Origin of the sequence: Polaribacter sp. ALD11, from assembly GCF_002831685.1 — a bacterium.
Classification (GTDB): Bacteria; Bacteroidota; Bacteroidia; order Flavobacteriales; family Flavobacteriaceae; genus Polaribacter.
On sequence record NZ_CP025119.1, the window covers coordinates 3,507,409 to 3,521,583 of the forward strand.

Here is a 14,175-nt window from a genome sequence, read left to right on the forward strand (position 1 = left end):
TTAAAAGTACCGCAATAACATATAAATATTATGATTAAAAATTACTGGAGCAAAGGGCCAAGACAAAAGAAGACTGTAGTTATACTAAGTATCTTAATTTTAGGATTGTTATTCTTTCTAAGAGATGATTATCAACCAGTGTTATTGTTTGTAAGAAAATTTATTTTCATTATTTTATTGTGCTTTACAATCTTGTTTTTCGGATTAAGAAGTTTTAGAAAATCGGCAACTACAGGCAGAAGAATAGGAATCTTGGTTTTTCTAACTACATTTTTTGGAATTATATATTATGTTGGTTGGAATATGAAATTTTACGATTATATGAAAACGTATAATGTTTTTAATAGCTTAAACCGTATTGAAATTGTAGAACTTCCTTTAACGCAAAATGAAAGAATTCAACCTTTAAGAAATATCTTTTCGATGGCAAATGAATCTGTGGGTGAAACCAAAGATGTTTCACTGCCTCATTTAGTTCGGGTTGATGGAAATAACCAATGGACAATGGCGATTCAGCCTACAGAAAAGTATGTTTGGCAAGGAATAAAAGACAATACAGAAGAAGTTTTTTCTGTATCGAGCACAACACCTTTTCCACGTTTTTCTAGCGAAAATAGAATTCCGGTTACATTTTCTATTGGCGAATCTTTAAAATTCAGTAGAAATACATACAATGCCGTTGTACAACGTTTAAATCCGTGGATGCTGTTTAATTACGAGCCAAGTGACACCTATTACATGAAAAATGATAAAGGTGCTTGGGTAGAGGTGGTAAGTTTAATAAAATGGAAAGGGTTCTTTTTTCCATATCCTACTTTTGGAGGTGTAATGGTTATTGAAAACGGTGAGCATAATTTTAAAGATTATTTAGAAAGAATTACAATCGGAATGGGAACGTATATTTCTCCCGAAGAAATGAAAAATTACGCCTATTTAACCAAGCAGAACACTTTAGCAGAAAAAGTATCTCGCTTGCAAGCCGAAAGCTTAAAATTCTTAGCAGGTTTTTCAGATCCTTTACCCTGGAATATGGAAAGTGCAGTTAAAATTCCAACAGCACCAAAAGATCAGAATGCACAACCTTATGTAACAGATTTCGATTTTTCAGACACAAAGACAGACGCGTTTAGTGGTTTGTATCATTGGTTTGGTTTAGAACCTGTAGGAGACGAAAGAACAAGCTTAAGTTATAGTGTTTTTATTCCTGCCGATGGTACCGACAAATTATATTTCTACAACCATGCAGCAAAAAAAGAAGGATATGCAGGCGTTTCTGCAATGCCTTTAAAAGTAAAAGAATCTAAGAAAGAATACGATTGGAGTTCGAATACACCCGTAGAATTTAGACCTTATATTAAAAATATTGCAGGTAGAAAACGCATGTTTTTTCTAGGTACAGTTTCTACAATTAGTGATGATGATCCAAAACAATTTGACGGTTCTGCAACACCAGATTTAGCTTTGGTAGATAGTGAATATAGGGATGTTGTTTGGATCAATGCTAAAAAACCAAGTACTTGGAATGAAGAAGTTTACAAGCAATTAAACGAGGCTTGGAGAACAAGTGAAGGGGCAAATGTTTATTTCGAGAAAGAGAAAACAGTTTTAGAGAAAAATCAGTCGATTTTAGACTCTATAAAGATAATTTCCAAACAAGATAAAAGCATTAAAGAAATTCAACGTCTTCAAAAACAAATAGATTCTATTAAAATTAATCAGTAGTTTTTGTAGCTATTTCCTGCTTTCCATTATATCTTTTTGCTTAAAAAAGCAAAAAGGATGTCATTTCAATCAGGGCTATACTTGTTTGCTAGCTATACGAATCATTACAGTGAAATTTACTTTTATAATAATTAAATTGAAAGCACAAGGTTCCTTGGATTTATTTCCCTTGGTAATTAAAATTTTGTTTTGTAACTTTGTGGTTCATTAAAATTTCTTTTTTATGGCAAATTCCAAAGTAGTATTAAGTAGTAAAAATTATTTAGCAGAAGCAAAAATGAGAAAACATTTTGCGGTAATAGACGAACCAGTAAATGATGGTGGCGATGATAATGGGCCAACACCAGTGGAGTATTTATTAACGGCAATTGGTAGTTGTGTTTCTATTACCTTGAGAATGTATGCGGAGAGGAAAGGTTGGGATGTAGGTAAAATAACAGTAAATGTTTCTCAGGTAAAAGATGAAAATAGTACACATTTAACCGAAGAAATCTCTTTTGAGAAAGATGTTACAGAAGAACAAAAAAAGCGATTGTTGGTTATTGCCGGTAAATGTCCGGTTGCTAAAATGGTAAAAGGAGAAACGGAAATAGCTACCAACATTCTGTAAAATTAGTTAGTAGTTTTCAGTTTGTCGATTCGAACGCAATAGAGAACTATTTTAGGAATACAAAATTTATAAACATGAAAAAAATATTAGCATTTGCAGGTAGTACAAGTTCTACTTCTATCAATAAAAAACTAGCAATTTTTGCTGCAGAAAATTTAGAAAATACGTCTTTTGATGTTATTGATTTAAGAAATTTTGAAATGCCCTTGTACAGCGAAGATGAAGAAAAGAAAGGTTTTTCAGAAAACACAAAAAAGTTTACTTCATTACTAGATAATTATGACGGGTTCATACTTTCTCTAGCAGAACATAATGGTTCTTATGCTGCAGCTTTCAAAAATATTTTTGATTGGAGTTCTAGAATTGAAGCAAAAGTTTTTAGAGAGAAGCCACTTTTATTAATGGCTACCTCACCAGGAGCAAGAGGCGGACAATCAGTTTTAGAGGCAGGCGTTTCTAAGTTTCCAATGATGGGCGTTAAAGAATTGTTTACTTTTTCGTTACCTAGTTTTTCTGATAATTTTAAAGAAGGAAAAATTATAGAAAAAGAGTTAAAAAATCAACTAGTAACTGAAGTTCATAATTTTGAAAATTCTGTAAATCAATAAAAAATGAAAATAGTTTTATACGGTAAACAAGGCCACGCATATACGGTAGCATTTAAGAATTTTTTAAATTCAACAGATGTTCCTTACATCTATAAAGACGTTTCTAAAGATGTGGAAGCAAGAGAGCATAGTAAAGAATTATATAACGGGGTTGTAAAATTTCCTACTTTGTTTGTTGATGATGCAGTTTATTTAACACCAACAACAGAAGAATTTAATAAAATAATGCAAGATTTAAGACTTAGAGCGTAGGTTTTTATTCTTGAGACAATACACAAGAGTAAAAAAACGATGTTTTCTATGTGTTCATTTTTAAACTTTTAGAAACAAAACTAAAGAATAAAGACATAAGAATTATGGCAAAAAAAAAGAAGATTAAACATTCTTTTTCATAAGCTCTTTTTTAATTTTCGAATACTGAATACTGAATACTGAATACTGAATACTGAATATGGGAGATATTTCTAAAGACATACAATCTAAATTTGTTAGCAATAAGGTGAAAGCGCTTATCAATATAAAATACACTGCAAATTGGTTAAATAGTAGAGAAAATGAATTCTTTAAACCCTACGGAATTTCGCCGCAACAATACAATATCTTAAGAATATTACGAGGTGCAAAAGATAGAATTAAGGTGCAGATTGTTAAAGATAGAATGATAGAAAGAGCACCAAATGCAACTCGTTTAATGGACAAGTTGTGCGATAAAAGCTTTATTAAAAGAGAACGTTGCGAGCAAGATAGAAGAGTTGTTTATGTTAAAATAACTAAAACAGGTTTAGAATTATTAACAACGATAGACAACAATAAGAATCTTTCTTTTCTAGAAAATTTAACAGATGAAGAATCTGCTATTTTAAGTAGTTTATTAGATAAAATTAGATAGAAAAAATTTGTTTAAATATTTTCCTTGGAAAATAAAAACACATATAAATGTAAGAGATTCGTTCGAGTGATTCCGCTTTTTTATAGAAACAGTATCAAGAACAACTTAAAAGAAAAATCATGAAAAAACAGAAATCAATTCAATATAAAGTTACAAGTCCGTTGGTAAATATGGGCGCAATAAAATTGCGTCAACCATTACCAACAGAAGGAATAGAAAATGTAGATCCGTTTTTGTTACTACATCATTATGGCCCTTATGCAATTTCAGAATTTAACAACCCGTTCGATTTAGGCCCACATCCGCACAGAGGCTTCGAGCCAATAACGTTACTTTTTAAAGGAGAGCAATTGCACAGAGATTCATTAGGTAACGAAATGGTTGTAAAAGCTGGTGGCGTACAATGGACAACCGCTGGACGAGGAATTATTCACGCAGAAGCACCAACCAAAGCGTTTGTGAAAAAAGGAGGCGATTTAGAAGGAATTCAATTGTGGTTAAATCTTCCTGCAAAAAATAAAATGATAACGCCCAATTATCAACATTTAGAAAAAGAACAAATTCCTTTTATTACTTCTAAAGATAAAAAAGTGCAACTAAATATTATTGCCGGAACGCAACAAAATGAATTTGGATTGATAAAAGCACAAACGGAAGTAAACGTTTTTACAGCAAATACTCTAGTAGGAGGAAAGCTAGCAATCGACATTCCAGAAAACCATCAATCCTTAATTTATTTATTAGATGGAGAAGTTTTAGTAAACGATTTAGAAGTTTTAAAGAAAGGAGAAAATCAAATGGTTACATTCAATCAAGATGGAAACAGCATTAAGTTTGAAGCAAAAAAGGCAAGTACTTTATTAATTTTATCAGGAGAACCCATCAAAGAAAAAGTGACCCAATACGGTCCTTATGTGATGAATACGCAAACAGAAATTTTAGAAGCAATGCGCGATTATAACCAAGGAAAAATGGGGCACTTATATTAATATTTGGGCGTTCCCCGAAAAGGGTCGCGCTTTCGGCAGTCGCTATTTTCTGAAAAAGAAAATGAGCTTCAACAAATGCCTCAATCGCTAACGCAAAAGAAAAATCAAAATGAAAAAAATAATACATAAATCAGCAATAAGAGGAACAGCAAATCATGGTTGGTTAACATCTCATCATACCTTTAGTTTTGCAAATTATCAGAATTCAGAAAGAATGAATTTTGGAATGTTACGTGTTTTAAACGATGATGTTGTGCAGCCCAAAATGGGTTTTGGTACACATCCTCATAAAAATATGGAAATTATTTCTATTCCAATTTCCGGAGCATTATCTCACAAAGACAATATGGGGAATAAACGTTCAATAGAAGTAGGAGAAGTACAAGTAATGAGTGCAGGAACTGGTGTAACGCATTCAGAATTTAACGACAGTAAAACAGACGCTGTTAATTTTTTACAACTTTGGATTCTTCCAGAAATACAAAATGTAACTCCGTATTACAATCAAAAAATGTTTGATGAGGTAGAAAGGAAAAATAAATTTCAAGTTTTAGTGTCACCAAAAGACAAGCAAGTCGCTGGTTCTTTGCCAATCAATCAGCAAGGGTATTTATCGATGATCGATTTAGATGAAGGTTTAGAAACCGAATATGAATTGAAAAACGGCGCCTATTTTTTCTTAATCGATGGCGAAGTTTCTATAGAAAATGAGCTACTAGAAAGTAGAGATGCGATAGGGATTTCAGAAGTGAAAAAAGTTACTGTCAAAGCAAATAAAGCAAGTAAATTATTGGTTATTGATGTGCCAATGAACTTTTAAAAGCAAATAAAAACCCTATTCCAAAATAAAGGAATAGGGTTTTGTTTTATATAAAATTAGATTTTTTAAGAACCGATAACAATCGATTTTATATTTACAAATTCTTTAATTCCGAAACCACCATGTTCTCTTCCAAAACCAGAATCTTTTACACCACCAAAAGGCATTGTAGGATCTGCAATTCCAAAGGTATTTATAAAGACCATTCCCGTATCAAAATGATCTTGAGCTAATTTTTTAGCTTTTTCAATATCCTTAGAAAAAATTCCGCCACCTAAACCAAATTTACTATCATTGGCAATTCTCATCGCATCTTTCTCATCTTTTGCTTTTATAAGAGATGCAACCGGTCCGAATAATTCGTCATCATATGCAGGTTGCCCAGGTTTTACATTCCCTAAAACGGTCACAGGATAATAATATCCTTTTCCATCTGGCATTTTTCCACCACATAAAATTTCAGCACCATTTTTAACACTTTCCTCCACTTGTTTGTGTAAAGTTTCTCTTAAATCTTTTCTTGCAATTGGTCCCATATCAGAAGTATCTTTCAATGGATCACCGACTTTTACTGCTTCCATGGCTTTTACAAAACCTTCCTTAAAAGCATCGTACACTTTATCTACAACCACAAATCTTTTTGCAGCAATACAGGTTTCTCCATTGTTATAGATTCTACCTTTTACGCATTCTTTAATTGCATTTTCTATATCTGCATCTTCAAGCACGATGTACGCATCATTACTACCTAACTCTAAAACTACTTTTTTAAGTTCGGCAGTTGCTTTTTTTCCAATGTTTCTTCCAGCATCCGAACTACCTGTTAACGTTACACCTCTAACGTTTTTGTTTTTGATGATGGTATCCGATTGGTCATGAGAAATAATTAATGCTTTAAACAAACCTTTTGGTAAACCAGCAGTAACAAATATTTTTTCTAACAATTGGCCTGTTCCGGTTACGTTTGAAGCATGTTTTAGTAAAACTCCGTTTCCAGCCATTAAGTTTACAATTGCATATCGCATCACTTGATAAGAAGGATAATTCCAAGGCTGAATTCCGTATACAATACCAATAGGAGAATAAGCAACAGTCCCTTTGTTTCCATTGCTTAAAGTGCGTTCTTCATTTTGCAGATTTTTTGCACCATTTTTAGCTGTATAGTTGCAAATTCCGATACATAAGTCTACTTCTTGTTCGCTTTGACTTAAAAGTTTTCCCATTTCTTGAGTCATCAATTTTGCCAATTCGGTTTTATTTTCCTCTAATTTTTTGCCAATTGAAACCAAAATTTCAGCACGTTTTTCAAAAGAAGTTAACTTCCAATCTAGAAACTCATCTTGACAATTGTCTATGTTTTTTTCTAATTCCTTATCAGATAAATAAGTGAAATCGTTTATTTTTTCTTCTGTTGCTGGGTTTATTGTAGTAATATGTTCTTTGCTCATCATGAGTTGTTTTTTATAGGTTCTAATTTATTTCTACTGATTCAAATTGCTTGTAAAAGTGACCTTTTGAGATGTCTTTAAATTTTATTGGTAGCATTGGCTTTTACTGTTACACAATCTTCAACAAATCTAAAAGGAAAATAAAGTTTCTATTAGTTCATTTGCTTTTGTATTTAGCTCTTTTACTTTTTAAGTTCAAAAAATAAACATATCTTGCAAAGTATTATGCATGCATAGTAAATTTAATTCCAATATTATGAAATACAAGCACATTTTTGAACCATTAGATTTAGGATTCACAACTTTAAAAAATAGAATTCTTATGGGTTCTATGCATACAGGTTTAGAGGAAGAAAAAAACGGATTAGAAAGAATAGCAGCGTATTATGCAGAAAGGGCAAAAGGAGGCGTTGGATTAATAGTAACGGGAGGAATTGCACCAAACATACAAGGTTGGACAGGTCCTTTTGCAGCAAGAATGTCTACGAAGAAGCATGCAAAACAGCATCAACAGATAACAGCAGCGGTGCATAAAGAAGGTGGTAAAATCTGCATGCAAATTTTACATTCTGGGCGTTATGGATATCATCCATTTAACGTGGCACCATCAAAAATTAAATCTCCAATAACACCTTTTAAACCATTTAAGTTAGCAGAATCTGGAATTAAAAGAACCATTAAAGATTTTGTAAATTCCGCGAAATTAGCAAAAATTGCAGGTTATGATGGTGTAGAAATTATGGGCTCAGAAGGCTATTTAATCAATCAATTTATTGTAAAAAGAACCAATAAAAGAACAGATACTTGGGGAGGAGATTATGAAAATAGAATGCGTCTGCCAATTGAGTTGGTAAAACAAACTCGAGAAGCTGTTGGTAAGGAGTTTATTATAATTTACAGACTTTCTATGTTAGATTTGGTAGAAAATGGAAGTTCTTGGGAAGAGGTTGTTCAGCTTGGAAAAGAAATTGAAAAAGCCGGAGCAACAATTATTAATACTGGTATAGGTTGGCATGAAGCAAGAATTCCTACCATTTCTACATCAGTTCCTAGAGCAGCATTTACGTGGGTTACTAAAAAAATGAAAGAAGAATTATCGATTCCTTTGATAACTTCTAACAGAATAAATATGCCAGAAACTGCTGAAAAAATATTAGCAGAAGGAGATGCAGATATGGTGTCTATGGCGCGTCCTTTTTTGGCAGATCCAGAATGGGTAAACAAAGCAGCAGAAGAAAGAGCAGATGAAATTAATACATGTATTGGCTGTAACCAAGCATGCTTAGATCATGTTTTTGAGCAGAAAGTAGCGAGTTGTTTGGTAAATCCAAGGGCTTGTCATGAAACAGAATTGGTTTACAATCAAACAGAAAATAAAAAGAAAATTGCTGTAATTGGTGCAGGACCTGCAGGTTTAGCAGCAGCTACTGTTGCAGCAAAAAGAGGGCATAATGTTACTTTATTTGACGCAAATAATGAAACCGGTGGTCAATTTAATATTGCAAAACAAATTCCAGGAAAAGAAGAGTTTTATGAAACGCTGCGTTACTTTAACAAGCAAATTGAGATTCATAATGTAACTGTAGAACTAAATACTAAAGTTTCTACAGAAGATTTATTAAAATCTGATTTCGATGAGATTGTTATAGCAACAGGAATTAAACCAAGAGAATTAAAGATAGAAGGTATCGATAACCCAAAAGTATTGAGTTATATAGATGTTTTAAAATTTAAAAAACCAGTTGGAAAACGTGTAGCAGTAATTGGCGCAGGAGGAATTGGTTTTGACGTTTCAGAGTACTTAACGCACGAAGGGGAATCGACTTCATTAAATATAGATGCTTGGTTAAAAGAATGGGGAATAGATAAAACGTTAGAAGCTAGAGCAGGTATTGAAGACGTGAAACCAGAATTTCATCCATCTCCAAGAGAAGTTTTTATGTTTAAAAGGAGTAAAGGTAAGTTTGGTGGGAATTTAGGAAAAACGACAGGTTGGATTCATAGATCTACTTTAAAGAAAAAGAAAGTTCAGTTTATAGGTGAAGTTTCTTATACAAAAATAGATGATGAAGGCTTGCATTATCTTCAACATGAAGAAGAAAAAGTTTTAAAAGTAGATAATATTGTTATTTGTGCAGGTCAAACGCCTTTTAAAGAACTGTATCAGCCTTTAGTAGATGCCGGTAAAAATGTACATGTTATTGGAGGTGCAGATTTTGCAAGTGAATTAGATGCAAAAAGAGCCATAAATCAGGGAAGTAGATTGGCTGCTAAATTGTAATTCTTTTTATACTTTTGTTTTTCAAACAAAAAAAAATGAAAAAAATATTAATTATACTAGTATTATTTATAAGTTATTTATCTTTTGGGCAAGAAGCTCCAGAATTTCCGAAATATAATGCTAGAAACCAGGCGAACATTTTTTATTATAATTTATCTGAAGTGCCTAAAGAAATAAAGGTAAAGGAAGATATTACTAAAAATAAAACGATAAAAGTACTTCGAGTTTACAATGATAAAATTAAAAAAATATCATTCTTAAATTCTCCAAAACTTCAAGAGTTAGAATTGACTATAAATACATTAGGGAAGCAATTGTATTCTAATAGAGATTTAGCCGAAAAAGTTAGAAAAAAAATAGAAACGACTATTTCACCAATTAGAGATAGTATAGCAGTTCATGAAAAAGGCTTAAATGACGATTTAAAAAGTTTTTTATCTAAAAGACAATTTAAAAAGTGGTTGAAATATCAAAGAGGAGAAAAAAGAAAACTAATTCCTGAGCAACCTAGAAACAATAGTGCGCCACCACAAAGTATGAATAGAAGAAGGAATAGACAAGGTATGGGAGGTAGAAGATACTAATATTTCTCTTTTTTATATAGATTTCTATATTTTAAAAAATTATACTTTTCCACTAGTTTAAGAAACAAAAATAAAATACCGATATTTGTGCCCAAACTAACTATTTACTAATTATGGGAATGAATAAGAATACAGTGCTTGCTTGGGCAACACTTATAATGATACTAGTAGGCTTAGGTTTAATTGCATTAGGTGCTTTTAGATATAATGAAGTTGCAGGATGGGGGTTTGCAGCTGTAGGACTTGGTTTCTTTGCAATCGCTTGGGTTTTTAACGCTCTTAAAGGGAGAGTCTAAAGCTAGTTTGTAGTTTACGATTTATAATTTCAGTTATTATCAATAATAAATTTTCAAAATAATATATAAAATGAGTGACGATAAGAAAGTAATCTTTTCGATGAATAAGTTGTCTAAAACTTATAAATCAACAGGGAAACAAGTTTTAAAAGATATTTATTTAAGCTTCTATTACGGAGCAAAAATTGGTATTCTTGGTTTAAATGGATCAGGAAAATCAACTTTACTAAAAATTATTGCAGGTGTAGAAAAGAATTTTCAAGGTGAAGTTACTTTTGCACCAGGTTATAAGGTTGGGTATTTAGAACAAGAACCACAATTAGATCCAGAAAAAACAGTTTTAGAAGTTGTAAAAGAAGGAGTTGCAGAAACAGTTGCAATTTTAGAGGAGTACAATAAAATAAACGATATGTTTGGTTTGGAAGAAGTCTATTCTGATGCAGATAAGATGGATAAACTAATGGCACAACAAGCAGTATTGCAAGATAAAATTGATGCTGCTAACGCGTGGGAATTAGATACCAAATTAGAAATTGCAATGGATGCCTTAAGAACACCAGATTCTGATAAAAAAATTGGAATACTTTCTGGTGGAGAGAAACGTAGAGTTGCACTTTGTAGATTGTTATTACAAGAACCAGAAATCTTATTATTAGATGAACCTACCAATCACTTAGATGCAGAATCTGTACATTGGTTAGAGCACCATTTAGCACAATACAAGGGAACTGTTATTGCAGTAACGCATGATAGATACTTTTTAGATAATGTTGCTGGTTGGATTCTTGAATTAGACAGAGGTGAAGGGATTCCTTGGAAAGGAAACTATGCTGCTTGGTTAGATCAGAAATCTAAAAGAATGGCGCAAGAAAGTAAAACTGCTTCTAAACACCAAAAAACATTAGAAAGAGAATTAGATTGGGTTCGTCAAGGAGCAAAAGGACGTCAAACAAAGCAAAAAGCACGTTTGAAGAATTATGACAAATTAATGAGTCAAGACCAGAAACAAACTGACGAAAAATTAGAAATATACATTCCTAATGGACCACGTTTAGGTACAAATGTGATTGAAGCAACCGGTGTTTCTAAAGCATTTGGAGAAAAATTATTATATGATAATTTAGAGTTTAATCTTCCGCAAGCGGGAATTGTTGGAATTATTGGTCCCAATGGAGCTGGTAAAACCACTATTTTTAAAATGATTATGGGAGAAGAAACTCCTGATGCAGGAAGTTTTAATGTAGGTGAAACTGCTAAAATAGCTTATGTAGATCAAGCGCATTCAGATATTGATCCAGAGAAAACAATTTGGGAAAACTTTTCTGATGGACAAGATTTAGTAATGATGGGAGGTAAGCAAGTAAATTCTCGTGCTTATTTAAGTCGTTTTAATTTTTCTGGTAGTGAGCAAAACAAGAAAGTAAATACACTTTCTGGTGGAGAGCGTAACCGTTTGCATTTAGCAATGACTTTAAAGGAGGAAGGAAACGTATTGTTATTAGATGAGCCAACAAATGACTTGGATGTAAATACATTAAGAGCATTAGAAGAAGGTTTAGATAACTTTGCTGGTTGTGCGGTTGTAATTAGTCACGATAGATGGTTTTTAGATAGAGTTTGTACGCACATTTTAGCTTTTGAAGGGAATAGTGAAGTGTATTTCTTTGAAGGTGGTTTCTCTGAGTATGAAGAAAATAAAAAGAGTCGTTTAGGTGGAGATTTAATGCCAAAACGAATTAAATATAGAAAATTAGTTCGATAATATTTCGAAATTATATTTTACAAAAAAGCAGTTAATTTTATTAACTGCTTTTTTTTGTTTAGAATAGTTTCGGCAACATTTCCTCTGGAGATATATGCTGTAATTAGGTCTAATTTTTTTTGATGTTATTGGATGAATTTATACTTGATTTGAGAAAAAATCTAATGCCGAACACAAAACAAATATTGCATTTAAAAAGGATTTGAAATTCTTTAAGTTAATGTTTTTGTAATATGATTTATATCATAAAATCAAAAACATTCATTTTATACTTTTGTTTTAAAATAGAGATATATTAACATTTTAAAATAATATTTAATGGATAATTTAAAGGTAAGTTTAACAGAAGGACAATTAAAAATTACAATAGACAAACCGACTTTTAGTAAGTTTACATTAAAAGAAGCTGGTTTAAAAGAAGCATATAAAGTAGAAGGAGGAAACTTAAGGGTTAAAGTGGCTTTAGGATATATTCAAGATACTAACTTCTATAAAATGCCGAAAATTGAATTTGATTATACAGAAAATATTCATGAAAGTAATTGGATTGTTGAGTTTAACGGTGAAAACATTCTAGAGAAGAATGACCATTCAGGAAAGGCAACAATACTTCTTTTAAATAGAAAAAAAATGAAGGAGTTGGTACAACGTCATGAAAACAACTTATTAATTCATGGAGATTTTTCTGAAGAGGTTACAATTAAAAATACTAGTTCTTTACAATTATTTGAGACTTCAGGAGAATAGTCCTTTAGGTCTTCATAACATAAAAAAACCTTCATTTTTTGAAGGTTTTTTTATGATAGCACAACTTTCTTAATTTAAAAAACCTTCGCTGTAGACATATTTTTTAAGCATGTACTCTGTAATTGGTGCTAGTTCTTTTAAGGTAGCCGGATGAATTCCTCTGTTTGAAAAAAACTCTATTTTACCTGTAGCAGATTTGCCATACCAAACCTTTGGATTTCCATCTATAAAAAACGGTGTATCTTCTGTAACTTCTATTTTTTCAAAATTTTCAATATCAATATTAAAAATGGAATTGTCTATTGCAGTTTTGGATGCACATGAACTTTTTTCAAAATGATTTTCTGTCCAAATAATACACGTTTCAGTATTAGAATTCGTGTATTTATTTATAAAAAAGAATACAGGAAAAATAAGTAAAACCAAAACACCAATAATGTAATTTTTATATTTTCTTAAAGATGTTTTTTCTACCTCTATTTTTTTATAGATAGCTTTTTTTTCGGGTTTAAAAATTTCTTTATTTAATGTCTTACTAGACTTATATTTCTCATAACTATTATAGCCCAAGTACAGAGACATAAAGTCTAAAAGATACTTATTAGGTTCTTTAACAATTACATTTTCTTTTTCTTCAACATATTTATTGTACAAGCGGGTTGCTTTCTTTACACTGATGTAATTTTTATCAATAGACGTAACCTCTTGTAGTTCTTCCACCCAAAATATGGCTTGTGCATTTTTATTCTTCTTTAGTTCTTTTTTTTCAATCTCATTAAAAAAATCTGTTACGAGTGCTTTAATCATAGCTGTTGTTTGGTTGTCCAAAAGTAGACATTTTAGACAGACTGTAACCAAAACTGTCTAAAATTAGACAAATTAGAACTGACCATAAACTGTCTATATCTTGACTATTGTTAGGTCTTAACCACTTCCGATATTTGCATTAGAATTAATTCTCTAAAAAAATAAAGAGAAATACTTCTAACAAACAGTAAGAAATAGCAGTGTTTTTTTGATTGGGAAAACAAAACAATAACACTATTTCTTACGACAACTTCCCGCGAAAGAGGCGCGCGACTCTTTTAAAATTTTATGTGTTGTGAACAGTAAAAAAAACTGAATTCTAAAATTCGGAGAGCAACACTATTGTTTAATTTTTAAAAGATAAATTATGAAAAAAGTATTTTTAATATTCGCAATATTACTTGCAAACAGCGTTTTTACCTCTTGTACAGAATTAGAAGAAAGTCTAGAAAATGAACCTGTAAAAATAGAAACTTTAGCAACAGAGGGTGAAGATGGGCAAGACCCAATTGAAGAAGAAGATCCAGCTAATGGAGGATAGTCTATTTAAATATTTATAGTATTTTCGAGGAATGAAACAAGTAAAAGTTACATTCCTCTTTTTTATATTAA

15 protein-coding genes are annotated in these 14,175 nt (G+C 31.5%); 13 read left to right on the top strand and 2 right to left on the bottom strand.

Going from position 1 to position 14,175, the window contains the following annotated elements; genetic code table 11:
* Positions 1–30 precede the first annotated feature (30 nt).
* The 7 genes from CW731_RS15230 (at position 31) to CW731_RS15260 (ending at position 5,638) form a co-directional block, all read left to right on the top strand.
* Positions 31–1,722, top strand: coding sequence for a hypothetical protein (locus tag CW731_RS15230; protein WP_100947528.1), 1,692 nt, complete (start codon positions 31–33; stop codon positions 1,720–1,722).
* 223 nt (positions 1,723–1,945) lie between these two features.
* Positions 1,946–2,332, top strand: coding sequence for an OsmC family protein (locus CW731_RS15235; RefSeq protein ID WP_100947529.1), 387 nt, complete (start codon positions 1,946–1,948; stop codon positions 2,330–2,332).
* A gap of 74 nt (positions 2,333–2,406) precedes the next feature.
* Positions 2,407–2,940: an NADPH-dependent FMN reductase gene (locus CW731_RS15240; protein ID WP_100947530.1), complete on the top strand. Its 534-nt coding sequence runs from the start codon at positions 2,407–2,409 to the stop codon at positions 2,938–2,940.
* A 3-nt stretch (positions 2,941–2,943) separates the two neighbouring features.
* Positions 2,944–3,192, top strand: coding sequence for a glutaredoxin (locus CW731_RS15245; protein WP_100947531.1), 249 nt, complete (start codon positions 2,944–2,946; stop codon positions 3,190–3,192).
* A 199-nt stretch (positions 3,193–3,391) separates the two neighbouring features.
* Entirely contained in the window at positions 3,392–3,829 is a 438-nt protein-coding gene (locus CW731_RS15250; protein ID WP_100947532.1) for a MarR family winged helix-turn-helix transcriptional regulator, read from the top strand.
* Between the two features lie 119 nt (positions 3,830–3,948).
* Positions 3,949–4,818: a pirin family protein gene (locus CW731_RS15255; protein WP_100947533.1), complete on the top strand. Its 870-nt coding sequence runs from the start codon at positions 3,949–3,951 to the stop codon at positions 4,816–4,818.
* A gap of 109 nt (positions 4,819–4,927) precedes the next feature.
* Positions 4,928–5,638 (top strand): pirin family protein, encoded by a 711-nt coding sequence (locus tag CW731_RS15260; RefSeq protein ID WP_100947534.1) that lies wholly within the window; start codon positions 4,928–4,930, stop codon positions 5,636–5,638.
* Between the two features lie 65 nt (positions 5,639–5,703).
* Here the strand turns inward: CW731_RS15260 and CW731_RS15265 are convergent, their stop codons facing one another.
* Complete coding sequence (locus tag CW731_RS15265) at positions 5,704–7,086, bottom strand: NAD-dependent succinate-semialdehyde dehydrogenase (RefSeq protein ID WP_100947535.1); 1,383 nt, start codon at positions 7,084–7,086, stop codon at positions 5,704–5,706.
* Positions 7,087–7,339: 253 nt separating this feature from the next.
* On the opposite strand from CW731_RS15265, the gene CW731_RS15270 reads away from it, so the two are divergent.
* The 5 genes from CW731_RS15270 (at position 7,340) to CW731_RS15290 (ending at position 12,756) form a co-directional block, all read left to right on the top strand.
* Positions 7,340–9,367 (top strand): FAD-dependent oxidoreductase, encoded by a 2,028-nt coding sequence (locus tag CW731_RS15270; RefSeq protein ID WP_368356667.1) that lies wholly within the window; start codon positions 7,340–7,342, stop codon positions 9,365–9,367.
* 35 nt (positions 9,368–9,402) lie between these two features.
* Positions 9,403–9,951 carry a hypothetical protein gene (locus CW731_RS15275; RefSeq protein WP_100947536.1) on the top strand — a complete coding sequence of 183 codons (549 nt, stop codon included), beginning with the start codon at positions 9,403–9,405 and terminating at the stop codon, positions 9,949–9,951.
* 119 nt (positions 9,952–10,070) lie between these two features.
* Positions 10,071–10,247, top strand: coding sequence for a CAL67264 family membrane protein (locus CW731_RS15715; protein ID WP_198519833.1), 177 nt, complete (start codon positions 10,071–10,073; stop codon positions 10,245–10,247).
* Between the two features lie 70 nt (positions 10,248–10,317).
* A complete protein-coding gene (ettA, locus tag CW731_RS15285) occupies positions 10,318–12,009 on the top strand; it encodes an energy-dependent translational throttle protein EttA (protein WP_100947538.1) in 1,692 nt (563 codons plus the stop codon).
* A gap of 318 nt (positions 12,010–12,327) precedes the next feature.
* The gene (locus CW731_RS15290; protein WP_100947539.1) at positions 12,328–12,756 is read left to right on the top strand and encodes a hypothetical protein; all 429 of its coding nucleotides are present in this window, start codon (positions 12,328–12,330) and stop codon (positions 12,754–12,756) included.
* Positions 12,757–12,825: 69 nt separating this feature from the next.
* Here CW731_RS15290 and CW731_RS15295 read toward each other — a convergent pair whose 3' ends face one another.
* On the bottom strand, positions 12,826–13,584 hold the full coding sequence (locus tag CW731_RS15295; RefSeq protein WP_157812241.1) for a hypothetical protein: 759 nt from the start codon (positions 13,582–13,584) through the stop codon (positions 12,826–12,828).
* Positions 13,585–13,930: 346 nt separating this feature from the next.
* Here CW731_RS15295 and CW731_RS15630 point away from each other — a divergent pair, with 346 nt between their 5' ends.
* Positions 13,931–14,104, top strand: coding sequence for a hypothetical protein (locus CW731_RS15630; protein WP_157812242.1), 174 nt, complete (start codon positions 13,931–13,933; stop codon positions 14,102–14,104).
* Positions 14,105–14,175: the final 71 nt, after the last annotated feature.

Excerpts from the sequence above, each read along its gene's own strand:
- CW731_RS15230 (WP_100947528.1), top strand. The coding sequence starts at position 31 with ATGATTAAAAATTACTGGAGCAAAGGGCCAAGACAAAAGAAGACTGTA.
- CW731_RS15235 (WP_100947529.1), top strand. The coding sequence starts at position 1,946 with ATGGCAAATTCCAAAGTAGTATTAAGTAGTAAAAATTATTTAGCAGAA.
- CW731_RS15240 (WP_100947530.1), top strand. The coding sequence starts at position 2,407 with ATGAAAAAAATATTAGCATTTGCAGGTAGTACAAGTTCTACTTCTATC.
- CW731_RS15245 (WP_100947531.1), top strand. The coding sequence starts at position 2,944 with ATGAAAATAGTTTTATACGGTAAACAAGGCCACGCATATACGGTAGCA.
- CW731_RS15250 (WP_100947532.1), top strand. The coding sequence starts at position 3,392 with ATGGGAGATATTTCTAAAGACATACAATCTAAATTTGTTAGCAATAAG.
- CW731_RS15255 (WP_100947533.1), top strand. The coding sequence starts at position 3,949 with ATGAAAAAACAGAAATCAATTCAATATAAAGTTACAAGTCCGTTGGTA.
- CW731_RS15260 (WP_100947534.1), top strand. The coding sequence starts at position 4,928 with ATGAAAAAAATAATACATAAATCAGCAATAAGAGGAACAGCAAATCAT.
- CW731_RS15265 (WP_100947535.1), bottom strand. The coding sequence starts at position 7,086 with ATGAGCAAAGAACATATTACTACAATAAACCCAGCAACAGAAGAAAAA.
- CW731_RS15275 (WP_100947536.1), top strand. The coding sequence starts at position 9,403 with ATGAAAAAAATATTAATTATACTAGTATTATTTATAAGTTATTTATCT.
- CW731_RS15715 (WP_198519833.1), top strand. The coding sequence starts at position 10,071 with ATGAATAAGAATACAGTGCTTGCTTGGGCAACACTTATAATGATACTA.
- ettA (WP_100947538.1), top strand. The coding sequence starts at position 10,318 with ATGAGTGACGATAAGAAAGTAATCTTTTCGATGAATAAGTTGTCTAAA.
- CW731_RS15290 (WP_100947539.1), top strand. The coding sequence starts at position 12,328 with ATGGATAATTTAAAGGTAAGTTTAACAGAAGGACAATTAAAAATTACA.
- CW731_RS15630 (WP_157812242.1), top strand. The coding sequence starts at position 13,931 with ATGAAAAAAGTATTTTTAATATTCGCAATATTACTTGCAAACAGCGTT.